The organism is Streptococcus oralis (assembly GCF_026782375.1).
Classification (GTDB): domain Bacteria; phylum Bacillota; class Bacilli; order Lactobacillales; family Streptococcaceae; genus Streptococcus; species Streptococcus oralis_CL.
On record NZ_JAKUWJ010000001.1, the window covers coordinates 119,105 to 144,437 of the forward strand.

17 protein-coding genes are annotated in these 25,333 nt (G+C 42.7%); 16 read left to right on the plus strand and 1 reads right to left on the minus strand.

All coding sequences use genetic code 11. The annotated features are described in order from the left end of the window. Positions 1 to 149: 149 nt before the first annotated feature. The 12 genes from MK409_RS00580 (at position 150) to MK409_RS00635 (ending at position 19,322) form a co-directional block, all read left to right on the plus strand. Positions 150 to 6,575 (plus strand): ZmpA/ZmpB/ZmpC family metallo-endopeptidase, encoded by a 6,426-nt coding sequence (locus MK409_RS00580; RefSeq protein ID WP_268704959.1) that lies wholly within the window; start codon positions 150 to 152, stop codon positions 6,573 to 6,575. Positions 6,576 to 6,823: 248 nt separating this feature from the next. Then, positions 6,824 to 7,204: a hypothetical protein gene (locus MK409_RS00585; protein WP_268704960.1), complete on the plus strand. Its 381-nt coding sequence runs from the start codon at positions 6,824 to 6,826 to the stop codon at positions 7,202 to 7,204. 233 nt (positions 7,205 to 7,437) lie between these two features. Further along, positions 7,438 to 12,945, plus strand: a complete 5,508-nt coding sequence (locus tag MK409_RS00590; RefSeq protein WP_268704961.1) for a ZmpA/ZmpB/ZmpC family metallo-endopeptidase — start codon at positions 7,438 to 7,440, stop codon at positions 12,943 to 12,945. A 151-nt stretch (positions 12,946 to 13,096) separates the two neighbouring features. After that, positions 13,097 to 13,477 carry a hypothetical protein gene (locus MK409_RS00595; RefSeq protein ID WP_268704962.1) on the plus strand — a complete coding sequence of 127 codons (381 nt, stop codon included), beginning with the start codon at positions 13,097 to 13,099 and terminating at the stop codon, positions 13,475 to 13,477. Between the two features lie 136 nt (positions 13,478 to 13,613). Beyond that, complete coding sequence (locus tag MK409_RS00600) at positions 13,614 to 13,817, plus strand: hypothetical protein (protein WP_008281298.1); 204 nt, start codon at positions 13,614 to 13,616, stop codon at positions 13,815 to 13,817. Positions 13,818 to 13,840: 23 nt separating this feature from the next. Beyond that, positions 13,841 to 14,095, plus strand: coding sequence for a hypothetical protein (locus tag MK409_RS00605; RefSeq protein ID WP_268704963.1), 255 nt, complete (start codon positions 13,841 to 13,843; stop codon positions 14,093 to 14,095). Between the two features lie 163 nt (positions 14,096 to 14,258). Continuing rightward, the gene (locus tag MK409_RS00610; RefSeq protein ID WP_268704964.1) at positions 14,259 to 14,951 is read left to right on the plus strand and encodes a phosphoglycerate mutase; all 693 of its coding nucleotides are present in this window, start codon (positions 14,259 to 14,261) and stop codon (positions 14,949 to 14,951) included. Between the two features lie 292 nt (positions 14,952 to 15,243). After that, a complete protein-coding gene (gene rpsO, locus MK409_RS00615) occupies positions 15,244 to 15,513 on the plus strand; it encodes a 30S ribosomal protein S15 (protein WP_001018251.1) in 270 nt (89 codons plus the stop codon). A 302-nt stretch (positions 15,514 to 15,815) separates the two neighbouring features. Continuing rightward, positions 15,816 to 16,862: a FecCD family ABC transporter permease gene (locus tag MK409_RS00620; RefSeq protein ID WP_268704965.1), complete on the plus strand. Its 1,047-nt coding sequence runs from the start codon at positions 15,816 to 15,818 to the stop codon at positions 16,860 to 16,862. Between the two features lies 1 nt (position 16,863). After that, positions 16,864 to 17,619 (plus strand): ABC transporter ATP-binding protein, encoded by a 756-nt coding sequence (locus tag MK409_RS00625; protein ID WP_268704966.1) that lies wholly within the window; start codon positions 16,864 to 16,866, stop codon positions 17,617 to 17,619. Positions 17,620 to 17,638: 19 nt separating this feature from the next. After that, positions 17,639 to 18,649 (plus strand): ABC transporter substrate-binding protein, encoded by a 1,011-nt coding sequence (locus tag MK409_RS00630; RefSeq protein ID WP_084853308.1) that lies wholly within the window; start codon positions 17,639 to 17,641, stop codon positions 18,647 to 18,649. Further along, complete coding sequence (locus tag MK409_RS00635) at positions 18,630 to 19,322, plus strand: alpha/beta hydrolase-fold protein (protein WP_268704967.1); 693 nt, start codon at positions 18,630 to 18,632, stop codon at positions 19,320 to 19,322. Before MK409_RS00630 ends, MK409_RS00635 begins: the two co-directional genes overlap by 20 nt. A gap of 42 nt (positions 19,323 to 19,364) precedes the next feature. On the opposite strand, the gene MK409_RS00640 is transcribed toward MK409_RS00635, so the two are convergent. Beyond that, positions 19,365 to 20,114 (minus strand): lysophospholipid acyltransferase family protein, encoded by a 750-nt coding sequence (locus MK409_RS00640; RefSeq protein ID WP_268704968.1) that lies wholly within the window; start codon positions 20,112 to 20,114, stop codon positions 19,365 to 19,367. 132 nt (positions 20,115 to 20,246) lie between these two features. Between MK409_RS00640 and MK409_RS00645 the strand changes: the two genes are divergently transcribed. The 4 genes from MK409_RS00645 (at position 20,247) to MK409_RS00660 (ending at position 25,266) form a co-directional block, all read left to right on the plus strand. Continuing rightward, positions 20,247 to 22,583 (plus strand): cation-translocating P-type ATPase, encoded by a 2,337-nt coding sequence (locus MK409_RS00645; protein ID WP_268704969.1) that lies wholly within the window; start codon positions 20,247 to 20,249, stop codon positions 22,581 to 22,583. 101 nt (positions 22,584 to 22,684) lie between these two features. Further along, entirely contained in the window at positions 22,685 to 23,362 is a 678-nt protein-coding gene (locus MK409_RS00650) for a tRNA (adenine(22)-N(1))-methyltransferase (RefSeq protein WP_216732951.1), read from the plus strand. Beyond that, positions 23,349 to 24,146 (plus strand): Nif3-like dinuclear metal center hexameric protein, encoded by a 798-nt coding sequence (locus MK409_RS00655; RefSeq protein WP_268704970.1) that lies wholly within the window; start codon positions 23,349 to 23,351, stop codon positions 24,144 to 24,146. Before MK409_RS00650 ends, MK409_RS00655 begins: the two co-directional genes overlap by 14 nt. Positions 24,147 to 24,162: 16 nt before the next feature. Further along, positions 24,163 to 25,266, plus strand: coding sequence for an NAD(P)/FAD-dependent oxidoreductase (locus tag MK409_RS00660; protein WP_268704971.1), 1,104 nt, complete (start codon positions 24,163 to 24,165; stop codon positions 25,264 to 25,266). Positions 25,267 to 25,333 lie beyond the last annotated feature (67 nt).

The following is a 25,333-nucleotide window of genomic DNA, read 5'->3' on the forward strand; positions in this document are numbered from 1 at the left end:
ACCTGATAAGATAAGGATTTTGAAAGCGCAAATAAACTGAAAAGATTAGCAGTTTTTTGTTGCTATTATTTATAGCAAATAAATTGAATAATCTAGTAAATTTCGGTAGAATAGAGGGGATTCAAATCATGATGAAGGAAAGATTAGGAATGAAAAGAAGTTATTTAGGAGAAAAGCACCAGCGTTTTTCATTGAGAAAAGTTTCGGTTGGTTTGGTTTCTGCTCTGGTAGGGGTTTTCTACCTTTTTAGTGGAGGAGGTTCTCTTGCAAATGTAGCAGCTAGTGAACAGACGCCATCCGTCACAAAACAGGTTCACTATAAGTACGTGACAGAGAGTGAGCTCACGGACCAAGAGAAGCAATTGGTAGTCAAAGAATTGCCACAGTTTGCTGAGGAAACAGATGATACTTACTATTTGATTTATCGTCCGACGAGACAGTTGCCTGCAACTGGTCACAGCCAACTCATTAGCTCAATTGCAGCAGGGGCAGGTATTGTACTACTGGTCGTAGCGATTAAACTGGGCAGAGATGATCGCAAGAAACTCGCTTCATTCATGCTTTTGACCAGTCTAGGAAGTCAGCTGATTGCGCCAACTTCCTTGGCTTTAACAAATCAAATGCTGGCAGACTATAATCAGGAATTGACTGTACAGGTCGGGGAAGCATTACAATCCCCACTTACGATTGAAGGTTACCAATATGTAGGCTATTTGAAGTCTCAAAAAGCAGTAAACTCTCCAGTTGATGGCAAGAAAGAGTTGAATCATTCGGCTCCTATTGATACTCCAGTTCAAACTTCAAACGGAAGTCAAGCGCAGGAAGAGTATCGTTCTCAGAAACCAAGTGATGCTCCTGTATTTGAACAACCAGAGTTAAAGGTTGATAGTAAAGAAACGAGTCGTACAGAGATTATTCCTTTCCAAGTGGAGGAAGTAGAAGCAGCTGATTTGCCGCAAGGTCAAACTGAGGTGATTCAGGCAGGGAAAAATGGTAGTCGTACCATTGTGACCCGCAGCTACATTTTAAATGGTCAGGTGATCCATACAGAGGAGGTTTCCAATCAGGTAACGACTGAGCCGACTTCTGAGATTAGAAAAGTCGGAAGCAAGGTCCTTTCTCCTACAAAACCAAGCCCAGAGGAGTCCGTTAGTGACAAACCAACAAACGCTCCAGTACACGAAGTTCCAAGCCTAGAGGTCGAAGAAAAGGATGTTACCACTACGGTAGCAGAACCTTACACTCGGGAACGTATTGAGAGTGACAGTTTGCCAGTTGGCCAGACCAAGATAACCCAAGCTGGTCAAGATGGTGTGCGTACGATCGTTACCCGTCAGTACATGGTAGATGGAAAAGTAGAGAGAAGCCAGGAAATCTCCAACGAAGTGACGACTCCAGCAGTCTCAGAGATCGTAACAGTCGGAACAGGCCCTGTTAGCGAGAAACCAACAGACTCCCCAATAAATGAAGTTCCAAGCTTAAACGTTGAAGAAAAGGACATTACCACAACAGTGGCCGAACCCTATACTCGAGAACGAGTAGAGAGTGATAGTTTGCCAGTTGGCCAGACCAAGATAAGCCAAGCTGGTCAAGACGGTGTGCGAACGATCGTCACTCGTCAGTACAGTGTAGATGGCAAAGTAGAGAGAAGTCAGGAAATCTCGAACAAAGTAACGACACCAGCAGTTTCGGAAATCGTAACAGTCGGAACAGGCCCAGTTAGTGATAAACCAACAGACGCTCCAGTACACGAAGTTCCAAGCCTAGAGGTCGAAGAAAAGGATGTTACCACAACGTTGGCAGAACCCTATCCAACCAAGGAAGTGGAAAGTGCAGACTTGCCTTTGGGGCAAAGGGAAGTTAGCCAAGCTGGTCAAGACGGTGTGCGAACAATCGTCACCCGTCAGTATTTGGTAGATGGAAAAGTTGAAAATACGGAGGAAATTTCTAATACTGTCACAAAAGAAGCAGTTCCTCAGATCATCAAAGTTGGTACAAAACCAATCTCTACAAATGCGGATCATGCTCCTGTAGAGCCAGAAAAAGGAACACTCGACCTCGAACCCTTACACCAATTAGTGGAAGAGGCCGACAGCATCCAGAAAACGCATCAGTATTTCAATGATACCGCTGCAGATCAAGAGTCTTATAAACAGGCAGTTGCAAATGCCCAAGCTATCTTTGAGACATCTCACGCTAGTCAAGAACAGGTTGATTCCTTGAAAAAGGCCCTTGAAACTGCTAAGAATAATCTAGACGGCCAACCTGTTGATAAGAAAACTCTCGGAGTTGAATTTGAGATGAAGGATGTGACTCAGTCTACAGTTGCTTACCAGTATGCTGATGAACAAGTCAAACTCCGTTATCGTCGTGCTCTAGATCAGGCCAAGCTCGTTTTGGACAATCCTTTCGCCAATCAAGCCTTGGTTGATCAAGTTCGGACGGATCTCGCGGCGGCTCGTCAAGCTCTGGATGGAGTCAAGAGAAAACCAACCCTCTCTCTAGTCCGTGTCGAGAAGGAAGAAGATAAACGCCAAGTTTCTCTTAGCTATCACTTGACGGATGCTACAGCTAGCTATCAATCAGCCAAAGTGCAGCTTTACAAGGGCGAAACGTTGATCAAGGAAGTTGACCTTGTGGATCTCGCTCAAAAATTGACACTTGATGACTTGGATTACTATACTCCTTATACCCTCAAAACCGTCATGAAATATGACCTAGGTCAAGGGGAACAAACTAGTATAGAGGATCAACGTCCAGTTCAGCTAGATTATAAGAAGGTTGAAATCAAAGACATCGACCGCATCGAACTGTACGGTAAAGATGGCAGTCACTACCGACGTTACCTATCCTTGTCAGAAGTGCCGTCTGATTTGAACAATTACTATGTCCGAATTCAGTCAGACAAGTTCAAGGATATGCTCATGCCCGTTTCTAAGATTACAGATAAGGGCAATGCCTACTCCGTAACAGTATCAGCTAATCAGCTTGTTGAGGGAGAAGGGGATCATTATCGTCCAGATTACTCCTTTGATCTTCCGAAAACCCCTCTTAGTCAAGAAGGAGTCTATACGTCCTTCAAAACGCTCATAGAGGCCATGAAGTCAAACCCGACTGGAAACTTCACATTAGGAGCGGATGTTTCAGCAGATGAGATTGAGTTGGAACAGTCTACGACAAGCTATGTTCCAGAAGAATTTTCAGGTAGCTTAACGAGTCGAGTAGATGGCAAAGATTATGCTATCTACAATTTAGCAAAACCACTCTTTGCAACCTTGAAAAATGCCACTATCCAGCAACTGACCTTGAAATCGGCTGCAGTTTCAGGTAAGGACTCTATAGGGGCCTTGGCTAGCAACGCTCAGAACGCAACGATTACGGATGTTTCTGTAAGTGGTAGTCTATCTGGTAACAAGCATATCGGTGGACTAGTAGGAGTTGCCCAAAATACAAAACTAACCAATGTTGCCTTTAAAGGGGCTATCACCAGCACCCAAGATGGAGGGCAGGAGTACAATATTGGTGGCCTAGTCGGTAATTTCCACGGGAACCAATCACTGGCGCAGAAGAGTCAAGCAGATGTATCTATCCAAGTAACGGGTCGAAATGGAGACCAGCGTGTTGGTGGCTTGATTGGTCGCTTGCAGAATGGAGCTAGATTAGAAACTTCTTATGTGTCTGGTTCTATCCAAAATGGAGGTCATTCTGGCCAAGTCGGTGGAGCAATCGGGTCTACTTGGAACAATGGACAGGTCCGAAATGTCTTGACCAGTGTCAAGGTTCAAAATGGTCATGCCATGACAGGAGATCCCTATCCTGAGGCTTCTGTTCGGGACTCACATGTTCTTGAAAGGACTACAGCAAATCGAAAAGATGAGCGTTTTGTCCGTACTATTTCAGAGGTAGATGGACAAGCCAAACGTCAGTCCTTTGGAATCACTTCAAACTTGACGGACCAAGAGCCATTGCAGCTAGCTTACCAGCATCAGACAGACTATAGTCGAGTGAGGGGAGCCCAAGAGTCCAGAAAGCTAGCCTACGAAAATGTAGAAAAACTATTACCATTCTACAACAAAGACTTCATCGTTCATACAGCCAACCAATTAGCTGAAGACGATAAACTCAACAAAGTAGCCTTGTTAGATGTGGTTCCGATGAAAGATGGGACACTGATAACGGATGTCAATAGCCATAAGGGTGAAATCAATAGACTGATGCTGCATTATGCAGATAAGACCATTGCTTATCTTGATTTGACCTACAAGGGAGATTTTGCCAATGGTCAGATTGCTGAATATAGCATCGCTGATAAGAATTTGCTCTATACACCAGAGGCCTTCCTATCGGACTACCAGTCCATTAAAGAGAGTGTCTTGGATGAACTCAAAGCTGTGACTTACGACTCAACTGCAGTGCGTAAGGTACTGGGAATTGGTGAAACAGCTTCCTTAGATGATCTTTATCTGGAAAAAGCCTTTGAACAAATCAAAGCTGAACTAGGTCAGGAGCTCCTCAAGGTGCTTTCAGTTGACAAGTCGATTAACACCCTAGGTCCTGCCGTAGCGGATGCGATTAGCCAAAAGATTCTGAAGAACAAAGAGGCCTTCATGCTTGGTCTAACCTATCTCAATCGTTGGTACAATGTCAACTATGGAACTTTCAACACCAAGGATCTTAATGCCTATAAGTTTGATTTCTTCGGCAATCAATCAGCTTCGACACTGGATACTATCATCGCTCTCGGGAACTCTGGAATGGGCAATCTTCGAGCGCAAAATAACTTCAATGCCTACCGACAATCCCTAGCCAAGGAAAAAGGCAAAGGAGACCTCTTTGCTTACTTAGAAAGTCTGCGTGAACTCTTCTTACCACACAAAACCAACAGTGAATGGTTTAAGGAAAATACCAAGGCTTATATCGTAGAGGCTCGTTCAAGTCTGCCAGAAATTCAGGCTAAGCAAGACAATGCAGATCGTAAGAGTAAGTATACAATAAAGGTCTACGACAGACTGACTCAGGGAGATTGGGGCTTCAAGCAAATGGTCCTCCAACTTCTGACCTTACCTGAAAGGGATGTCTATATCATCAGCAATATGTCGACCATTGCCTTTGGTAGCTTTGGAGGCTACAGGAAAGAAGGTGGCAGAGTTCTCTCAGGCGAGGAACTCCATCGACACGTTGAAAAACTTGTGGATCAATCAGCTGAATGGCAACGAAACCACTATGACATGTGGTACAACATTTTAAGTCCAAACAGGAAAGACACTCTATTCAGACGGGTGATCGTTACAGACGGTTTCTTTCTTTATAATGATAAAGGTCAGCAATATTGGGCTCCGCGTAATGATAAGACCTCTGTTGCTATGTATAATTTCTTTGGCCCTGCTGGCAAGTATCACGGAGACAATGGACTAGGGGCTTTTGCCAATGGTTATGAAGTCTTCTACGTCTATGACCAGATGCTGGGAGCTTCTGGAACCATGGTCTATACCCATGAAATGACCCACAACTCGGATGGTTCTATCTATTTTGAAGGACATGGTCGTCGTGAGGGTGAAGGACCTGAGAGCTTTGCTACAGGGATGTTAGAGTCTGTAACCAATGTTAGCGAAAAAGGTCTCGTACTTAATAGCTTCTATCAAGGAGATAAAGATTCGACCACACGTTACCATACCTATGATCCTGTTGCTCGATTCTCCTCAGCAGATGCTCTTCGCGACTACATGCATGGAGTCTTTGATGTGCTAAATCTTCTGGATTATGTTGAAGGGGATATTGTTACTAGTGTCCTAACTGATCAGCAGAAAATGAAATGGTACCGTAAGGCTGAAAATTATAAATTTGAGAATACGTCTTATGGTAAGAAAGCCCATGCTGATGATCGTATTGTCCCTATAACAGCCGAAGAAGCAGCCAAACTAAAATCCGTTGAAGACCTTGTTGATCATAATATCATTGGTCGTCGCGATGGTTGGGATACAGCTAGCTTTGGACGAAATGGCTACTATGTCGTCAATATGTTTGCTTCCTTCTATGCAGCTCTGGACAATCCAACTGGTGCACCTGGGGGACTTATGTTCCGCCGTAGAGCCTATGAATTGCTCGGAGACAAGGGTTACCAGCAAGGATTTGTCCCATATGTATCTGGCCAATACTCTGGCCAAGCACTTAAAGAAGGTTATAAGACCTACTCAATCTGGAACCGAGGAGATGTCGGAGTAGTTGGAGATGATTTGGTTTTCAAAAATCTCTATGGTAGTCAGTATGAATCATGGAAGGATTTGAAGAAAGCTATGTTGAAAGAGCGATACAACAAGGCGCAAACATTCCTTCGTCCAATCACCATCGAGTTTGAAGCAGGAAAACTGGATAGCAAACGACAAATTACGATTTCTTCTTATGAGGAATTGCAAGATTATATGTACTTAGCAGTACTAGCGGATGCCTCAGCTAAGAACATTGATCGTGCCTTATCAGACAGCTCTAAGAGCAGTGTCGCCCAGCTCAAGTATCGTATTTTTAATTCTTATCTACGTGCTACAGACGACTTCAGACAGTCAATCTTTGAGAGCTAAGCATCTTGCAAAGATAGACATGAAAAAAGAAGATCTAAGTGATCTTCTTTTTTCTATGAAAATTGCTAGCTTACTACTAAAAACGAATGGACTGACAAACCAATCTATAGATTTTTTATATCCTTCTTAGCATGTTTAGATAGAAATTTGAAATCATTCATCATCTAGTATCCTTATTTTGAAATTCCTTTTGTTTTTCATGAAAATATGATAAAATGATAGCTGTACAAATTTTTAAGGAGATTCAGATGAAAACAAATACACTTGCTCGCGTAAATGCGATTTTTGGTCTTATTTCAGGTATTGTCTTACTGTTGGCTCCAGTTGTTATGTTTATGATAGCTGTCGGTGCTGCTGCGGCAACGGAGGACTCGGATGCAACAGTTGGGCTATTGACGATTTTTTCAATTATTTTGTCATTGGTGAAAATTGCAATCTTGGTTTTAGGAATTGTGGCTATGGTTTATTACAAGGATGATGAGCGTGTGACACCTGCACCGTCTGTCTTGTTTATCGTAGGTGGTGCTGTTGGATTGATCCCATTCTTGGGCTGGGTAGGAGGAATTTTGACAATCATTGGTGGCTCCCTCTACTTTGGACTTTTGAAAAAATTCGATGTTCAAGAATAATGACTTTTTGTTAGGAATATTTTTAAATAAGAGAAGGCGATTAGCCTTCTTTTTTCTTACCAAGTAGGGGATAAATTTAACAGGATAAATAAACTTTTTAATTCGTAAAATCTAAAGCATTTATTTGGGACAAGGAACTCTTTTTATAGTATAATGATGATTGTAAATTACCTATATCAAAATATAATCCTAGTTATTTTCTTGATAGAGGGTAAAAGTTGAGAGGATTTAGAATGAAAAAGATTTTTGGAGAGAAGCAGCATCGTTTTTCCTTACGAAAATTAGCAATTGGTCTTGTATCAGCTTCGATTTCAAGCCTATTTTTTGTGTCCATTGCTAGCAGTGGAACTGTATTTGCTCAAGAAAATGCAGCTGTGCACTACAAATATGTGACGGATACGGAGCTGAGTGGGCAAGAAAAAGACTTAATTGTCAAGGATATTCCGAAGATTGCGGAAGATGGTGAGAGCACCTATTATCTAGTCTACCGTATGGATGAGAAAGCCCAGCTAGGTCAGTTGCCCAATACAGGTGGGCAGAATAGCCTTACTAGCGTTTTATCTGGTGGAGTCCTGGCTTCGATTGGTCTCCTTATTTTTGTCGTATCGAAAAAGAAAGGCAAAAAGAAAGCTCTCTTGAAAGTTGTCTTGATAACAGGGATGGGCAGTGGTTTGGCTTCTTCAGTTCAGGCTATTGAAAATCAACTTTTGTTCCAGTACAATCAGGAATACCAATTATCCCAAGGAGATAGTCTGCCTTTGCCACGTGCCTTATCAGGTTATACTTATCTAGGCTATATTAAGCAAGACAAAGAGATTAATCAGCAAGAAACTGCTGCTAGGGATCAGAAACTTAACTATACAATTCAACCTCATTTTCAGACCAATGAAGATGGGCAAAAGGCAGGAGATGAGCAGGAAACTCCGTCTCCTATAATCCCTGCTGAGAAGCCAATCCCTTCTCAAGATTCATCCAATCAAAATCCGTCTGGTCTTGCTAGTGTGGATCCTCAGGATGAAGTCTTGGCTGGTCGCGTCAATAAACCAGAGCTCCTATACAAGGACCAAGAAATTGTAACTAAACTAGATGTTTCAGAAGTGGTTCAGGAAAATCCAGAACTAGCAGAGGGAACCATTCGTGTCAAACAAGAAGGGCGTGCTGGGAAGAAGATTGAGCTTGTTCGCATTTTCACTGTTGAAAACCAAGAAATTTCTAGGGAAGTTCTCTCAACTAAAGTAGAAGAAGCTTTGCCACGTATAGTAGAGAAAGGGACTAAGAAGGCAGTAGCTGCAAGTGAAGCACCTCAGTCTGCAAAAAAGGGAGAGCCTGAGACGCAGGCTCCATTACCAGAATATACAGGCGAGCAAGCGGGAGCGGTTGTAGCCCCAGAGACAGCTGAAAAACCAGAATATACAGGCACCCAAGCAGGAGCCATTGTTGAACCCGAGCAAGTCGCTCCGCTACCTGAGTATCAGGGAACCCAAGCTGGTGCTATCGTCGAGCCAGAACAAGTTGAGCCAGAGGTTGGGGGCGTCCAGTCTGGGGCTTTGGTGGAACCAGCAACGTCTGAGAAACCAACCTATACAGGCGAGCAGTCTGGAGCAATCGTAGAGCCTGAAAAGGTACCACCAACACAAGAGTATACAGGAACTCAAGCGGGAGCGCTTGTAGCCCCTGAGACAAGCGAAAAACCAGAATATACAGATACTCAATCAGGTGCGATTGTGGAACCTGAGGCTCAATCTTCCTTACCAGAATATACAGGAACTCAAGCAGGAGCCATTGTGGAACCGGAACAAGTCGCTCCTCTTCCAGAATATACTGGTAATACTGAGCAAGTAAAACCGGAAGCTCCGACAGAAAAAACAAAAGAAAAAGATCCAGAAAAAACACTTGAATTAAGAAATGTTTCGGATCTGGAGTTGTATAGTCAGACCAATGGTACTTACAAACAACACGTTTCTTTAGACGGTGTCCCAAGTAATCCAGACACTTACTTTGTCAAGGTTAAATCCTCGTCATTTAAAGATGTCTATCTACCAGTCGCTTCAATAACGGCTGAAACGAAAGATGGTCAGCCAGTTTATAAAATCACAGCCAAGGCTGAGAAACTCCAGCAAGAGCTAGAAAATAAATATGTTGATAATTTCACCTTCTACCTAGCTAAGAAGGCTACAGAGGAAACAACAACCTTTACTTCCTTTAGCAACCTAGTCAAAGCTATCAACCAGAATCTCTCTGGAACCTATCATTTAGCAGCTAGTTTGAATGCCAACGAAGTGGAGTTGGAGCCTGAAGCTAAATCCTACATCAAGGGCATCTTTACTGGTCAGTTGATCGGTGAAAAAGATGGCAAGCAGTATGCTATTTACAACTTGAAAAAACCACTGTTTGAAACTTTGAATGGCGCCACAGTAGAAAAATTGAGTCTGAAAAATGTCTCTATTTCAGGGAAAGATGATATCGGTTCATTGGCCTATGAGGCTCAGAAAGGCACAAAGATTAAACAAGTTCATGTCGATGGTGTTCTTGCTGGGGAACGTGGTATTGGTGGTTTGCTGGCTAAGGCTGAGCAATCAAGTATCACAGAGAGCAGTTTCAAGGGAAGAATTATCAACACTTATGAAACGACTGCTGCCTACAATATCGGTGGTCTGGTCGGTCATTTGACAGGAAACAGGGCTTTGCTGACGAAGTCAAAAGCGACAGTAGCCATTTCATCCAACACAAATAGTTCAGATCAGACTGTGGGTGGTCTTGCAGGTCTAGTAGACCGAGATGCGAAAATCCAGCATAGCTATGCTGAGGGGGATATCAACAATGTCAAACACTTTGGTAGAGTCGCGGGAGTAGCAGGCTATTTGTGGGACCGAACTTCTAATCTAGAAAAGCATGCTGGAAGTTTGACCAATGTTCTCAGCGATGTCAATGTAACCAACGGAAATGCCATCACTGGTTACCACTATAATGATATGAAGGTGAAGGACACATTCAGCAGCAAGGCCAACAGAGTCTACAATGTCACCTTGGTCAAGGATGAGGTCGTCAGCAAGGAATCCTTTGAAGAAAGAGGAACGATGCTAGATGCTTCTCAAATTGCAAGCAAGAAAGCAGCAATCAATCCTCTCACTCTACCAACAGTGGAGCCCCTCTCAACAAGTGGCAAAAAAGACAGTGACTTTTCTAAGGTGGCCCATTATCAAGCTAAGCGCAACTTGGCTTATAAAAACATTGAAAAATTGCTACCTTTCTACAACAAGGCAACTATCGTCAAATACGGAAATCTGGTCAATGAGAACAGCCTTTTATATCAAAAAGAACTCTTGTCAGCAGTTATGATGAAGGATGACCAAGTCATCACAGACATTGTTTCCAACAAAAAGACTGCAAACAAACTCTTGCTACACTACAAGGACCATTCATCTGAAAAACTCAATCTCAAATACCAGGCTGATTTCGCCAAATTAGCAGAATATAGTCTAGGAAATACTGGACTTCTCTATACGCCAAACCAATTCCTGTACGACCAAACCTCCATCATCAAGCAAGTCTTACCAGATTTACAAAAGGTTGACTACCACTCAGAAGCCATCAGAAAGACGCTCGGTATTTCTCCAAACGTCAAGCAAACTGAGCTCTATCTAGAAGACCAGTTCGCCAAAACAAAACAACAACTGGAAGACAGTTTGAAAAAACTCTTGTCAGCAGATGCTGGACTTGCCGGTGATAACCCAGTCACCAAGGGCTATCTTGTAGATAAAATCAAGCACAACAAGGAAGCCTTGCTACTTGGCTTGACCTATCTGGAACGTTGGTATAACTTTAGCTATGGTCAGGTGAATGTCAAAGACCTACTTATGTACCATCTGGACTTCTTTGGTAAGGGAAATGCTTCACCACTCGATACTCTGATTGAGTTGGGTAAATCAGGCTTTAACAATCTTCTAGCTAAGAATAATGTCGATACTTATGGTATCAGTCTTGCCAGTCAACATGGAACGACAGATTTGTTTAGCACGCTAGAACATTACCGAAAAGTCTTTCTACCAACCACAAGCAACAATGACTGGTTTAAATCAGAGACTAAGGCTTACATCGTTGAAGAAAAATCCACTATCGAAGAGGTGAAAGCGAAGCAAGGATTAGCTGGCACCAAGTACTCTATCGGTGTTTATGACCGCATCACTAGTGCCACATGGAAATACCGCAATATGGTCTTGCCTCTCCTAACCTTGCCAGAAAGATCAGTCTTTGTCATCTCAACCTTGTCTAGTCTAGGATTTGGAGCCTATGATCGCTACCGCAATAGCGAGCATAAAGCGGGCAAGGCTCTCAATGATTTTGTTGAAGAAAATGCGCGTGAAACAGCCAAACGCCAGCGAGATCACTACGATTATTGGTATCGCATTTTAGATGAACAATCACGTGAAAAACTCTATCGCACCATCTTGCTTTATGATGCCTATAAATTTGGTGATGACACAACCTCTGGAAAAGCTACAGTGGAGGCTAAGTTTGATAGCTCCAATCCAGCCATGAAGAACTTCTTTGGACCAGTTGGCAATAAGGTAGTTCACAACCAGCATGGAGCCTACGCTACAGGGGATGGTGTCTACTATATGTCTTACCGTATGCTGGACAAGGATGGAGCCATTACTTATACCCATGAAATGACCCATGATTCGGATCAGGATATCTACCTTGGCGGCTATGGTCGAAGAAGTGGTTTGGGACCAGAGTTCTTCGCAAAAGGCTTATTGCAAGCCCCTGATCAACCAAGTGACGCAACCATTACCATCAATTCTATCTTGAAACACTCAAAATCAGATAGTACAGAGGACTCCCGTCTGCAAGTCTTGAATCCGACAGAGAGATTCCAAAACGCAGCAGATCTTCAGAACTATGTCCATAACATGTTTGACCTTATCTACATGCTGGAATACCTCGAAGGGCAATCAATCGTTAACAAGCTAAATGTTTACCATAAAATGGCGGCTCTCAGAAAAATTGAGAACAAGTATGTGAAAGATCCAGTAGATGGCAATGAGGTATACGCTACTAACGTAGTCAAAGAATTGACAGAAGAAGAGGCAAAGAGACTAACCAACTTTGATAGTTTGATTGACCATAACATCTTATCATCTCGTGAGTACCAGTCTGGCGACTATGAACGAAATGGCTACTATACCATTAAACTCTTTGCCCCAATCTATTCAGCTCTCAGCAGTGAGAAAGGAACGCCAGGTGACCTTATGGGACGTAGGATTGCTTATGAACTTCTTGCTGCCAAAGGCTTTAAGGATGGAATGGTACCTTATATCTCCAACCAATACGAAGAAGCTGCCAAACAAAAAGGTAAAACCATCAATCTCTATGGTAAAGAACGCGGATTGGTGACAGATGAACTTGTATTGGACAAGGTATTTGAAGGCAAGTATTCATCTTGGGCTGCCTTCAAGAAAGCCATGTATAAAGAACGTGTGGATCAGTTTGGGAACTTGAAGCAGGTGACCTTTAAAGATCCGACAAAACCATGGCCAAGCTATGCGACAAAGACCATCAATAGTGTGACTGAATTGCAAGCCCTCATGGATCAAGCTGTACTGGAGGATGCGGATGCTCCTCGTTGGAGCAACTATAATCCAGAGTATGACAGTGCTGTTCATAAGTTGAAGAGAGCAATCTTTAAAGCCTATCTTGACCAAACAAACGATTTCAGAACCTCTATTTTTAAGAAATAAGGATTAGAAAATGAAAAGGGAGGATCAGCAGATCTTCTCTTTTTATGTTCGGCTGTCTGAAAGCTGGTAGGCGATTTGTTTGTGCCTGAGAAGGTCTTTTGTTTCTGGGGCAAATGTGGTAGAATGATAGCTACGAGAGAAGGAGGTTCTTATGGAGATAACTAGATTGGTTCGACTCAATTGGAGACTGGGTATGGTGGCAGGCATAACCTTGTTTTTGGGACCTGTCCTACGATTTTTGCTATCCTATACTGGTGCCCTCATCTATAAAGATCCTTCAAAAATGCTAATCGTCACGGTTGCCTTTTCTTTACTCCTGACATTTTTTAAAATTCTGGTAATCGCATTAGGCACTTTTATGCTAATCTATTTCGAAGAAGATCAACAACTTCGAAAGTTGCCTTCTATTTTATATATCATTGGTGGCGTGATGGGATTTCTTTCAGCGACCGAGTGGATAGGAGGATTTCTAATCATTAAAGGAGCTGTTTCTTTTGCCAAATTTTTGAAAGAAGTCTATGGCCTTGTCTGATAATTTAGTGAAACAATCCGTTGGAGGGTTGTTTTTTTCATTTAAAGAATTATCTGGTGAAAGAATATGTTGGCAAAATGCTTTTTTATATGAAAACATGATGTAATACAACTTGAAAAAATAAAAGGAGAATATTATGAAACAATCTTTCATTACATCGTATTTAACATTCTATTTAAAAGCTTCCATTACTTTAGAGGGAGTCTTTATAAAAACTTCTAACCCTACTATTTTAAAAGTTATTCCACTGGGTTCTCAAAATAAAACAATTCCTGTTGATCATGTTGCAAGTGTAGATAGTTCATTTCGTCTTGATTTCAAAACATTTGCTTGGGTATAATTTTCGCTCTTATTGGCCTTTCAATGATGCAAAATTCATTTATTGGGGGATTGATATTAGCGGCTTATGGTGTATTAACAGTGCTAAGTGCTTTTCAAACTCTACTAGTTTTGCATCTTGCTTCTGGTGGAACACATGTTGTCAGTGTGGTAGTATTTGAAAAAGCTAATCTTGAAAATTGCAAAGAAACAATTGAAGGTCTAATTCATAATCGTTACAATGATACTAATGTAACTAAGAATACTGATCGTATAATTGATGCTTTAAATAACAAATAATTGCAATCGTTTCTTGATTGAATATCGCGAATTAATAATAACTAGATGAGAGGACACTGTTCTCTCTTTTTAGTTGATTTTAACTAGCTTTTTTGTGAAAAATTGTGTAAAATAGAATAGATAAACGAGGGCAACCTCGAAAAATTAAAGGAGAATCCATCTAATGGTAAAATTGGTTTTTGCTCGCCACGGTGAGTCTGAATGGAACAAAGCTAACCTTTTCACTGGTTGGGCTGATGTTGATTTGTCTGAAAAAGGAACACAACAAGCGATTGACGCTGGTAAATTGATCAAAGAAGCTGGTATCGAATTTGACCAAGCTTACACTTCAGTATTGAAACGTGCGATCAAAACAACAAACTTGGCTCTTGAAGCTTCTGACCAATTGTGGGTTCCAGTTGAAAAATCATGGCGCTTGAACGAACGTCACTACGGTGGTTTGACTGGTAAAAATAAAGCTGAAGCTGCTGAACAATTTGGTGATGAGCAAGTTCACATCTGGCGTCGTTCATACGATGTATTGCCTCCTGCAATGCCTCGTGATGACGAATACTCAGCACATACTGACCGTCGTTACGCTTCACTTGACGACTCAGTTATCCCAGATGCTGAAAACTTGAAAGTGACTTTGGAACGTGCCCTTCCATTCTGGGAAGACAAAATCGCTCCAGCACTTAAAGATGGTAAAAACGTATTCGTAGGAGCTCACGGTAACTCAATCCGTGCCCTTGTAAAACACATCAAACGCTTGTCAGACGACGAAATCATGGACGTGGAAATCCCTAACTTCCCACCATTGGTATTCGAATTCGACGAAAAATTAAACGTAGTTTCTGAATACTACCTTGGAAAATAATCTATAAACAGAAAGCCTAGGAATTCCTAGGCTTTTTTGTTTTTGCTTCTAGCTTTCAACTAGTTGAAAAAGCGTTATAATGATAGTAAAGAGTGACTTGATTGTAAGAAAAGTAGATATGCTTGAAGCCCTGAAATCAGTAGAGTAATTCAAGGTTTTAAACAGTAAATCAGTTGACAAAGTCCCTGCTTCTTGGTAGAATAAGAACTGTCGTAAAGACAAATAACTTCTTCTTGGTTACAGGCATGCCAACCTGTCACTCGGATGAAGCCAAATAAAAAGGAGAAACATCATGGCAATCTCAAAAGAGAAAAAAAATGAAATCATCGCACAATATGCACGTCACGAAGGTGATACAGGTTCAGTAGAGGTTCAAGTTGCTGTCCTTACCTGGGAAATCAACCACCTTAACGAACACATCAAACAACACAAAAAAGACCACGCTACTTACCGTGGATTGATGAAGAAAATCGGTCGCCGTCGTAACTTGCTTGCATACTTGCGTAAAAACGACGTTAACCGTTACCGTGAGTTAATCAACTCTCTTGGACTTCGTCGCTAATCTTGCGTCTAAAACGTTTCTATACTTCGTTGGCTTCAGCTCGATGTACCATTAGTACAATCTTCGCCTCGTCGCCTAGTCTATAAACGTTTTATCCAGCAAGACTTGAGCTCTCTGATATTCAGAGAGCTTTTTTACTTTTGTCACCCTACCTCGATATACCCAAGTATAATCTTCGGTTACGATTATTAGCACTGTAAGACCAACTATATTTATTTTTCTCATCTTGTTCCATTGTTGAAAATATGGTATACTTTTCATGAGAATTTTCTAAATTTTTAATTTTGTCTAAGGAGGTTTTCATGCTTTCCAAATTTTCTGGAAGCCGACAAGATTTGCAATTTGTGTTACTTTTAGTTATTTTACTAGGTATTTTAGGGATTTCTCTCTTTCTAGCAGTTTCAATGGGATCTGTTGCGATTGATCTAGGAGATACCTATCGGATTATTTTGAGCAGGTTAGGATTTCCTCTTGAGATAGGAGAGGTTTCCAAGTCTACTCTTGCCATTGTATGGAACATGAGATTCCCCCGAGTATTGTTAGGTCTGATAGTAGGGGCTGGTCTCTCTATGTGTGGTAGTGTGATGCAGTCCACAGTGAACAACCCCATCGCTGAGCCTTATGTCTTAGGAATTTCTGCGGGTGCAACTCTAGGGGCAACCTTAAGCATCATTCTTGGTTTAAAATTGGTGATTAGCCTTGGAGCTTTCCTTGGAGCTATTTTGGCAACAATCGCTGTCCTCATCATTGCCTCTATGCAGGGAAGGATGACGACTTCTAGTCTGATCTTATCAGGAACGGTGGTCAATGCTCTCTTTCTGGCATTTTCCAACTTTATTATCTCAGTTGGCGCTAATGCGGACAGTGTGATGACCATTAAGTTTTGGACCATGGGTTCGCTTGCCGGGACTACCTGGTCTGACTTAGTCCTGCCAACTATAGTAGTAGGAATGGCCTTTCTATTTTTCGCTACCCAGTATCGTGTTTTCAATGCGATGATGATGGGAGATGAGGCTGCTTTAACTTTGGGAATTCCCTTACGCTTTTATTGGTATCTTTACGTGACCATGGTGGCTGTGTTGACAGCAGTCTTAGTGGCAACCTGTGGGATTATTGGATTTGTCGGTCTGATTACTCCACATTTAGCTCGAGGGTTAGTAGGAACGAATTACAGGAGGCTTTTTCCTATTGCGACCTTACTGGGTGCCCTCTTTGTCATCTGGGCAGATGTACTCTCTCGTATCATCATTCCAAACGCTGAGTTGCCGATTGGCATTTTCACAGCCTTAGTAGGTGCTCCCTTCTTTATCTACATTGTTGGAGGTAGGCGAAGGGAGGTGAGGGCCTGATATGGACTTGATTTGTCAGGATATCCATTTTGGAATAGGAGAGAAAAAAATTCTCAAAGGAATTTCTCTTAAGGTTGAGGGGCATCAATTTCACACGATACTAGGACCAAATGGAAGTGGGAAAACCAGCCTGCTTAAACTCCTCTATCGTCAGGAAAAGGCGAACAAAGGCTTGATAAGCCTAGATGGAAAGCCGCTGGAGCATTGGTCACTCAAAGACACAGCCAAGCAGATGGCAGTTGTAACCCAGTTTAATCAATTGCAGTTTGATTGTACAGTTGAGGAAATTGTCTTACTGGGAAGAACTCCCCACCTCTCTTTTTTAGAGAAGGAAAAGGAAAGGGATTATGCCCTCGTTCAAGATGCTCTCGTCAAGGTGGATATGCTCGAGAAGAAAACTCGTCTCTATTCGTCCCTGTCGGGGGGAGAGAAACAGCGAGTCTTGTTAGCCCGCGCCTTGGCTCAAGAACCGACTCTCTTGCTCCTGGACGAACCAACCAATCACCTGGATATCAAGTATCAGCTAGACTTGTTGGCCATTGTGAAGAATCTGAAGGTCAATGTTTTAGCTGTCCTACATGATATTCAACTTGCTTGTCGCTATTCGGATTATCTCTATCTGATGAAAGAGGGAGAAATCCTTTACCAAGGGACTCCAAAGGAGACCATTACCCCTGAGTCATTGCAAACTGTATATGGAGTTCAAAGTCAGGTGACTTGGACCGAGGATCAGCAAGCGATGATTCACTATTTATAAGAAAGAAAAGGAAAATAAGATGAAAAAAACACTAAGCATTTTACTCGTAACAGTAGCTACCCTAACCATGGCAGCTTGTGGCAACACTACTACAGAAAAAGCTACCACACAGTCTAGCACAGAAACAAGTCAAAAGGCCAGCACAGAGACGACTTATCCGTTAACGGTCAAGACCTATGATGCTAAGGGAAATGAAGTCGAACAAGTCTTTGATAAGGCACCTGAAAAAGTTATCACCAACAATCTTTCAACCACTGAAATCTTATTGGAGTTAGGGTTGAAGGATAAAATTGCTGGCATGCTTAACCCTGATAATGCTGTGACTGACAAATACAAGGACGCGATTGCGACGATTCCTCAAATTGGGGACAAAAAAACAGTCTCACAAGAAACAGTCCTTTCTTATGAGCCAGACGCTGTGATGGGTCGAAATATGATGTTTTCTGAAAAATCCTTGGGGACAGTTAGCACTTGGAATGAAAACAAAATCCCAGTCTATACGCAAAAAGCTTCTCTCTCAACGATTCAGCAAGATTTGGGAAATATTGTAGAAGATGTTAAAAATCTTGGAATGATTTTCAATGTTCAGGACAAGGCCAATGAATACGCGGCCCAATTACAAGCTAAAATTGACGCTGTTAAGAAAGCAAACCCAACAAGCCAAGGTGAAAAGAAAAAAGCTTTGATTATGGTTGCTTATAACGACGAAACCTTTGGTGCCTACAAGTCTGCTTTGCAAGAGAGCTTGTTGAATCAACTTGGTTATACAAACGTTGCAACGGGAACATCAGGCTTGACCTTGGAAAATCTCGTGTCAATGGATCCTGAGTTGATTATCTATGTGACCAGCGACCGCAATAAAAAATTGGATGCCAACGCAGTAGAGTTGATGAAGGCAAATGAAGTTTTGGAAAACGTTCCTGCAATTAAGAATCAAAAAATCATGACCATCTCTTACGATGAGTTGATGGACTATGGTCCAGCAGTGATTGATTCCCTCGAGAAAATCAATGACTTTATCAATAAATAATGAGTTTGATTGGGAAGGGATCCAAGTCAAGGTCAGCCTTCCTTCGACCTATAACCCCAATCAAACCTATCCAGCGATTCTCTTGAATGATGGAAACTTGGATTTCCTATCATCTCTTTCCGAATCTGTGATTTTAGTGGGCTTGTTCTCTAAAAATCGCCTAGACGATTACACTCCATGGAAGGCAGCTGCTCTGAGAGATGGGGCTCCAGATTTTGGAGGTCAGGCAAATACCTATCATAGTCATTTATTTGGAGGTCTTTTAGACAAGTTGCAGTCACTTTATCGTCTGGACAAAAATCGCCTTGCTTATGGAGGATACTCACTAGGTGGTTTGGCGGCTGTATACAGTCTTTTCAGCTTTGACAAGGTCTCCTGTGTCTTCTCTATCTGTGGTTCCTTTTGGTATCCTGATTTTACGACGTATTGCAAGGATGAAAGGGTGAAAAATTTAGATTGTTTACTGTATTTACAGAATGGTCAAACAGAAGGAGCCCATCATACCAATCGCTTGGCTCAAGCACCAGTCTATGCTGAGCAGATTCATACTAGTCTTCAGAAACACTATCCGACTAGTCAGTTTGTCTTTGATCCCTATGGGCATCATGAGCAAGTGGCTGAACGATTCCTAGCCTTTTCCAACTGGTTAGCCCAAAAATGGCAAATCGAATAAAAGAATTATCCCTTGGAAAAAGCCAAGGGATAATTGTATTTTTTAACCAAGAGACTCTCTCTTCTTATCTGGGTTCCAGATAAAGCTTGCGATGAAGGTAAAGATAATCGTTAGGATACCAACAATCACAGCAAGGAAGAGGGCAGGGATGCGGACAAACCACCAGAGTGGATTTGGTTTTTTATCATTGTGCCATTGATTGGTTTCTTCGTCTAAACGTTGGAATTCTGCTTGGATACGATCTGCAACCATTTCGATTCCTTCATCATTCATTTTCTTGATATCTGAGATATCGATAGGGTTTCCAAAGTTCATATCCACACGTTCACGGCTGACTAAGCCTTTCAAGGTCATGGGACCTGTGTAGGTAACCGGCATGATACGGACCTTGGCCATTTTGGCAATCAGAGCAACTCCACCCTTGACATCATTTGAGTGACGGCTCCCACTTGGAAACATGATGAGAGAACGGTCGCTTTTTTTGAGGACATTGATAGGGTACTTGATGGCAGAGGCGTTAGGTTTTTCCCGGTCAATAGGAAAGGCGCCACACATACGGATCCACCAGCCAAAGATGCGGTTGTTAAACAGCTCTTTTTTGGCCATAAAGATGAACTGTTTTGGCTTGGTCGCAAAAGCCATGTAAACTGGATCCCACCAGGTACGATGAGGAGCGACGAGGATATAGTTTTCATCTTGACTAGGGATTTTATCAGTATTGTGATAGTGGGCATTGCCATTGATGGACCACAAGATCAGCATGACTAGTCCACGCAAATAAGTATAAAACATGAGATCTCCTTCGATTGTATTGCTTTTATTATTATACCTTATCGAAAGACTACTGGCAAACTTTTTCAGTTATCAGCCAACAGTTTTAGATGGGATTAGAATTCTTTTAAAAAAAATGATATGATAGAATTTATGGATAAAAATAAGATTATGGGATTAACCCAAAGAGAAGCCAAGGAAAGACAGGCTCAAGGTTTGGTCAATGACTTTACCGCTTCAGCCAGTACCAGTACTTGGCAAATCATCAAACGAAATGTTTTTACACTTTTTAACGCATTAAACTTTGTTATTGCCCTAGCGCTGGCCTTTGTGCAGGCTTGGAGCAATCTGGTTTTCTTTGCCGTTATCTGCTTTAACGCTTTTTCTGGGATTGTGACCGAGCTGCGGGCTAAACACATGGTGGACAAGCTCAATCTCATGACTAAGGAAAAAGTCAAAACCATTCGTGAGGGTCAAGAAGTTGCTCTCGATCCAGAAGAATTGGTCCTAGGAGATGTCATTCGTTTGTCTGCGGGAGAGCAAATCCCTAGTGATGCACTGGTTCTGGAAGGATTTGCAGAAGTCAATGAAGCCATGTTGACGGGTGAGAGTGATTTGGTGCAAAAGGAAGTGGATGCCTTGCTTTTATCAGGGAGTTTCCTAGCCAGTGGCGCAGTTTTGGCTCAAGTCCACCATGTCGGGGCAGAAAACTATGCTGCCAAACTCATGCTGGAAGCTAAGACAGTGAAACCAATCAACTCCCGTATCATGAAATCGCTGGACAAGCTAGCCGGTTTTACTGGGAAGATTATCATTCCCTTTGGTTTAGCCCTCCTGCTAGAAGCCTTGATTTTAAAGGGCTTGCCCCTCAAGTCGTCCGTTGTAAATTCGTCGACAGCCCTTTTGGGTATGCTGCCCAAGGGAATCGCCCTTTTGACCATTACTTCACTCTTGACTGCGGTGATCAAGCTGGGCTTGAAAAAGGTATTGGTGCAGGAGATGTACTCTGTCGAGACCTTGGCGCGCGTGGATATGCTCTGTCTGGACAAGACGGGCACCATCACCCAAGGAAAGATGCAGGTGGAGGATGTTCTTCCTCTGACGGAAACTTATGATGATGAGGCTATTGCCAGCATTTTGACTAGCTATATCGCTCATAGTGAGGATAAAAATCCAACAGCCCGAGCCATTCGCCAGCGTTTCCAAGGTCAGGTTTCCTATCCTATGCTTTCGAATCTTCCTTTCTCAAGCGATCGCAAGTGGGGAGCTATGGAGTTAGAAGGGCTAGGAACGGTTTTCTTAGGGGCGCCTGAGATGTTGTTGGACTCTGAAGTCCCAGAAGCCAGAGAGGCTTTAGAGAGAGGTTCACGTGTCTTGGTCTTAGCCCTTAGTCAGGAAAAACTTGATCATCATAAACCACAGAAACCGTCTGACATTCAGGCCCTCGCCTTGCTGGAAATCTTGGACCCGATTCGAGAAGGAGCAGCTGAGACACTAGACTATCTTCGTTCCCAGGAAGTGGGCCTCAAGATTATCTCTGGTGATAATCCAGTCACGGTTTCCAGCATTGCCCAGAAGGCTGGCTTTGCGGACTATCACAGCTATGTAGATTGCTCAAAAATCACGGATGAGGAATTGATGGCCATGGCGGAGGAGACAGCTATTTTCGGACGTGTTTCCCCTCATCAAAAGAAACTCATCATCCAAACTCTGAAAAAAGCAGGGCATACAACGGCAATGACAGGGGACGGAGTCAATGACATCCTGGCCCTTCGTGAGGCGGATTGTTCTATCGTTATGGCTGAAGGAGATCCTGCGACTCGTCAGATTGCTAATCTGGTTCTCTTGAACTCTGACTTTAATGATGTTCCTGAGATTCTCTTTGAGGGGCGTCGTGTAGTCAATAATATCGCCCATATCGCACCGATTTTCTTGATTAAGACCATCTATTCCTTCTTGCTTGCAGTCATCTGTATCGCCAGTGCTCTTCTAGGACGATCTGAGTGGATTTTGATTTTCCCTTTCATTCCAATCCAGATTACCATGATTGACCAATTCGTGGAAGGTTTCCCACCATTCGTTCTGACTTTTGAGCGGAATATCAAACCTGTTGAGCCAAACTTCCTCAGAAGATCCATGCTTCGTGCTCTACCAAGTGCACTCATGGTCGTCTTCAGCGTTCTTTTTGTGAAAATTTTTGGAGCGAGTCAAGGTTGGTCTGAGTTAGAAATCTCAACCCTCCTCTATTATCTCCTTGGGTCTATCGGTTTCTTATCCGTATTTAGAGCCTGCATGCCATTTACCCTCTGGCGTGTCCTCTTGATTGTCTGGTCAGTAGGAGGCTTCCTAGCCACAGCTCTCTTCCCAAGAATCCATAAACTGCTTGAAATTTCGACACTTACAGGACAAACATTCCCTGTTTACCTTGTCATGATGGCTGTCTTTACTGTGATTTTCATTCTAACCAGTCGTTATCAAGCTAGAAAATAAAGAAAGACCGCAATCTGTGGATTGCGGTCTTTTTAGGTGCAAGATTGCTAGCTGAAATATGGTATAATAAGACGTAACAGAGTTTTGGAAAGTGAGAGAAGATGATTTCAAAGAGATTAGAATTGGTGGCGTCCTTTGTGCCACAAGGTGCCATTTTACTAGATGTGGGGAGTGACCATGCTTATCTGCCGATTGACTTGGTTGAAAGAGGAGAAATCAAAAGTGCCATTGCAGGTGAGGTGGTGGAAGGCCCCTACCAGTCTGCTCTCAAGAATGTTGAGGCTCATGGTCTAAAGGAGAAAATCCAAGTCCGTTTAGCCAATGGCTTGGCAGCCTTTGAAGAGGAAGACCAAGTGTCGGTCATCACCATTGCTGGTATGGGTGGCCGTTTGATTGCTACCATATTGCAAGAAGGCCTGGACAAGTTAGCTAACGTAGAACGTTTAATCCTCCAGCCCAATAATCGTGAAGACGACTTGCGCATCTGGCTAGAAGACCACGGTTTTCAGATCGTAGCAGAAAGCATCCTAGAAGAAGCTGGCAAGTTCTACGAGATTTTGGTGGTGGAAGCGGGACAAATGAAGCTATCAGCCAGTGATGTTCGCTTTGGTCCCTTCTTGTCCAAAGAAGTCAGCCCAGTCTTTGTCCAAAAATGGCAAAAAGAAGCTGCTAAGTTAGAGTTTGCCCTTAATCAAATCCCAGAAAAAAATATTGAGGAACGTCAAGTTCTTGTAGATAAAATTCAAGCCATCAAGGAGGTGCTCCATGCTAGCAAGTGAAGTAATTAGAGCTTATGAAGCCTTTTGCCCTCAGGAGTTTTCAATGGAGGGAGACAGTCGTGGCCTGCAAATCGGTACTCTAGACAAGGAGACCCAAAGAGTCATGGTGGCTCTCGATATTCGAGAAAAGACGGTGGTAGAGGCCATTGAAAAGGGTGTGGACTTGATTATCGTCAAGCACGCGCCAATCTTTCGTCCCATCAAGGATCTGGTAGCTAGCCGTCCGCAAAATCAGATTTACATCGACCTGATCAAGCATGACATCGCAGTTTATGTCAGCCATACCAATATTGACATCGTTGAAAATGGCCTCAATGACTGGTTCTGTCAGATGTTAGGTATTGAGGAAACGATCTATCTACAGGAGACAGGTCCAGAACGTGGAATTGGACGGATTGGGAATATTCAGCCTCAGACATTTGGGGAATTGGCCCAACATGTCAAGCAAGTCTTTGGTCTAGATAGTCTTCGAATGGTTCATTATCAAGAGAGTGATTTGCAGAAGTCTATTTCAAGAGTGGCCATCTGTGGTGGCAGCGGGCAATCTTTTTATAAGGATGCTTTAGCTAAGGGAGCAGATGTTTATATCACTGGTGACATTTACTACCATACTGCTCAGGATATGCTGTCTGATGGTTTGCTAGCATTGGACCCAGGTCACTATATCGAAGTGCTTTTTGTGGAAAAAATTGCTGCACTCCTTACTCAATGGAAGGAAGAAAAGGGCTGGACTATTGATATTGTACCTAGTCAGGCATCGACCGATCCTTTCCACCATATCTAGTTAGAAGGTGAAGACAATGAAAAAAGTTGCCATTATTGGAGCAGGGATTGTGGGGGCGACAGCTGCCTACTACCTCTCTAAAGAAGCTGACCTAGAGATAACAGTTTTTGACCATGGTCAGTGTCAGGCAACCAAGGCAGCAGCGGGAATTATCAGTCCTTGGTTTTCCAAACGCCGTAATAAAGCCTGGTACAAGATGGCACGCTTGGGGGCTGACTTTTATGTGGATTTGTTGGCTGATTTAGAAAAGTCAGGACAGGAAATCGACTTTTACCAGCGTTCGGGAGTTTTTCTCTTGAAAAAGGATGAATCCAAGTTAGAAGAACTCTATGAACTAGCACTCCAGCGTAGGGAAGAATCTCCCTTGATAGGTCAATTAGCCATTCTAGACCAAGCGTCTGCAAATGAATTATTCCCTGGCTTGCAGGGATTTGACCGCCTGCTCTATGCTTCTGGTGGAGCGAGAGTAGATGGCCAACTCTTAGTGACTCGTTTGCTAAAAGCTAGTCAAGTCAAGCTGGTCAAAGAAAAAATGAGTCTGACACCTTTAGCAGCAGGTTACCAGATTGGCGAAGAGGTGTTTGATCAGCTTATTCTAGCGACAGGAGCTTGGTTGGGGGACATTTTGGAACCTTTAGGATATGAGGTAGATGTTCGCCCCCAAAAGGGACAACTACGAGATTATCAACTTACCAAAGATATGAAATCTTACCCTGTTGTCATGCCAGAAGGGGAGTGGGATTTGATCCCTTTTGCAGGTGAAAAATTGTCCTTAGGCGCTACCCACGAAAATGATATGGGATTTGATTTGACGGTAGATGAAACCTTGCTCCAACAAATGGAGGATGCGGCCTTGCCTCACTATCCAGCCTTGGCAGAAGCGAAATCATCGGGTGAGCGTGTGGGAATTCGTGCCTACACCAGTGATTTCTCCCCTTTCTTTGGGCAGGTACCAGGATTGGCAGGTGTCTATGCGGCTAGTGGACTAGGTTCATCAGGCCTCACAACTGGTCCGATTATCGGTTACCATCTAGCCCAGCTGGTCCAAGACAAGGAGTTGACCTTGGACCCAGTAAACTATCCAATTGCAAACTATGTCAAACGAGTAAAAAGCGAATAAGTATTTTACTGAAATTTTAGCAGGTAGTTTAGGATGTCAAATGACATTCCCTATCAAAAATGATAAA

Excerpts from the sequence above, each read along its gene's own strand:
- MK409_RS00580 (WP_268704959.1), top strand. The coding sequence starts at position 150 with ATGAAAAGAAGTTATTTAGGAGAAAAGCACCAGCGTTTTTCATTGAGA.
- MK409_RS00585 (WP_268704960.1), top strand. The coding sequence starts at position 6,824 with ATGAAAACAAATACACTTGCTCGCGTAAATGCGATTTTTGGTCTTATT.
- MK409_RS00590 (WP_268704961.1), top strand. The coding sequence starts at position 7,438 with ATGAAAAAGATTTTTGGAGAGAAGCAGCATCGTTTTTCCTTACGAAAA.
- MK409_RS00595 (WP_268704962.1), top strand. The coding sequence starts at position 13,097 with ATGGAGATAACTAGATTGGTTCGACTCAATTGGAGACTGGGTATGGTG.
- MK409_RS00600 (WP_008281298.1), top strand. The coding sequence starts at position 13,614 with ATGAAACAATCTTTCATTACATCGTATTTAACATTCTATTTAAAAGCT.
- MK409_RS00605 (WP_268704963.1), top strand. The coding sequence starts at position 13,841 with ATGATGCAAAATTCATTTATTGGGGGATTGATATTAGCGGCTTATGGT.
- MK409_RS00610 (WP_268704964.1), top strand. The coding sequence starts at position 14,259 with ATGGTAAAATTGGTTTTTGCTCGCCACGGTGAGTCTGAATGGAACAAA.
- rpsO (WP_001018251.1), top strand. The coding sequence starts at position 15,244 with ATGGCAATCTCAAAAGAGAAAAAAAATGAAATCATCGCACAATATGCA.
- MK409_RS00620 (WP_268704965.1), top strand. The coding sequence starts at position 15,816 with ATGCTTTCCAAATTTTCTGGAAGCCGACAAGATTTGCAATTTGTGTTA.
- MK409_RS00625 (WP_268704966.1), top strand. The coding sequence starts at position 16,864 with ATGGACTTGATTTGTCAGGATATCCATTTTGGAATAGGAGAGAAAAAA.
- MK409_RS00630 (WP_084853308.1), top strand. The coding sequence starts at position 17,639 with ATGAAAAAAACACTAAGCATTTTACTCGTAACAGTAGCTACCCTAACC.
- MK409_RS00635 (WP_268704967.1), top strand. The coding sequence starts at position 18,630 with ATGACTTTATCAATAAATAATGAGTTTGATTGGGAAGGGATCCAAGTC.
- MK409_RS00640 (WP_268704968.1), bottom strand. The coding sequence starts at position 20,114 with ATGTTTTATACTTATTTGCGTGGACTAGTCATGCTGATCTTGTGGTCC.
- MK409_RS00645 (WP_268704969.1), top strand. The coding sequence starts at position 20,247 with ATGGATAAAAATAAGATTATGGGATTAACCCAAAGAGAAGCCAAGGAA.
- MK409_RS00650 (WP_216732951.1), top strand. The coding sequence starts at position 22,685 with ATGATTTCAAAGAGATTAGAATTGGTGGCGTCCTTTGTGCCACAAGGT.
- MK409_RS00655 (WP_268704970.1), top strand. The coding sequence starts at position 23,349 with ATGCTAGCAAGTGAAGTAATTAGAGCTTATGAAGCCTTTTGCCCTCAG.
- MK409_RS00660 (WP_268704971.1), top strand. The coding sequence starts at position 24,163 with ATGAAAAAAGTTGCCATTATTGGAGCAGGGATTGTGGGGGCGACAGCT.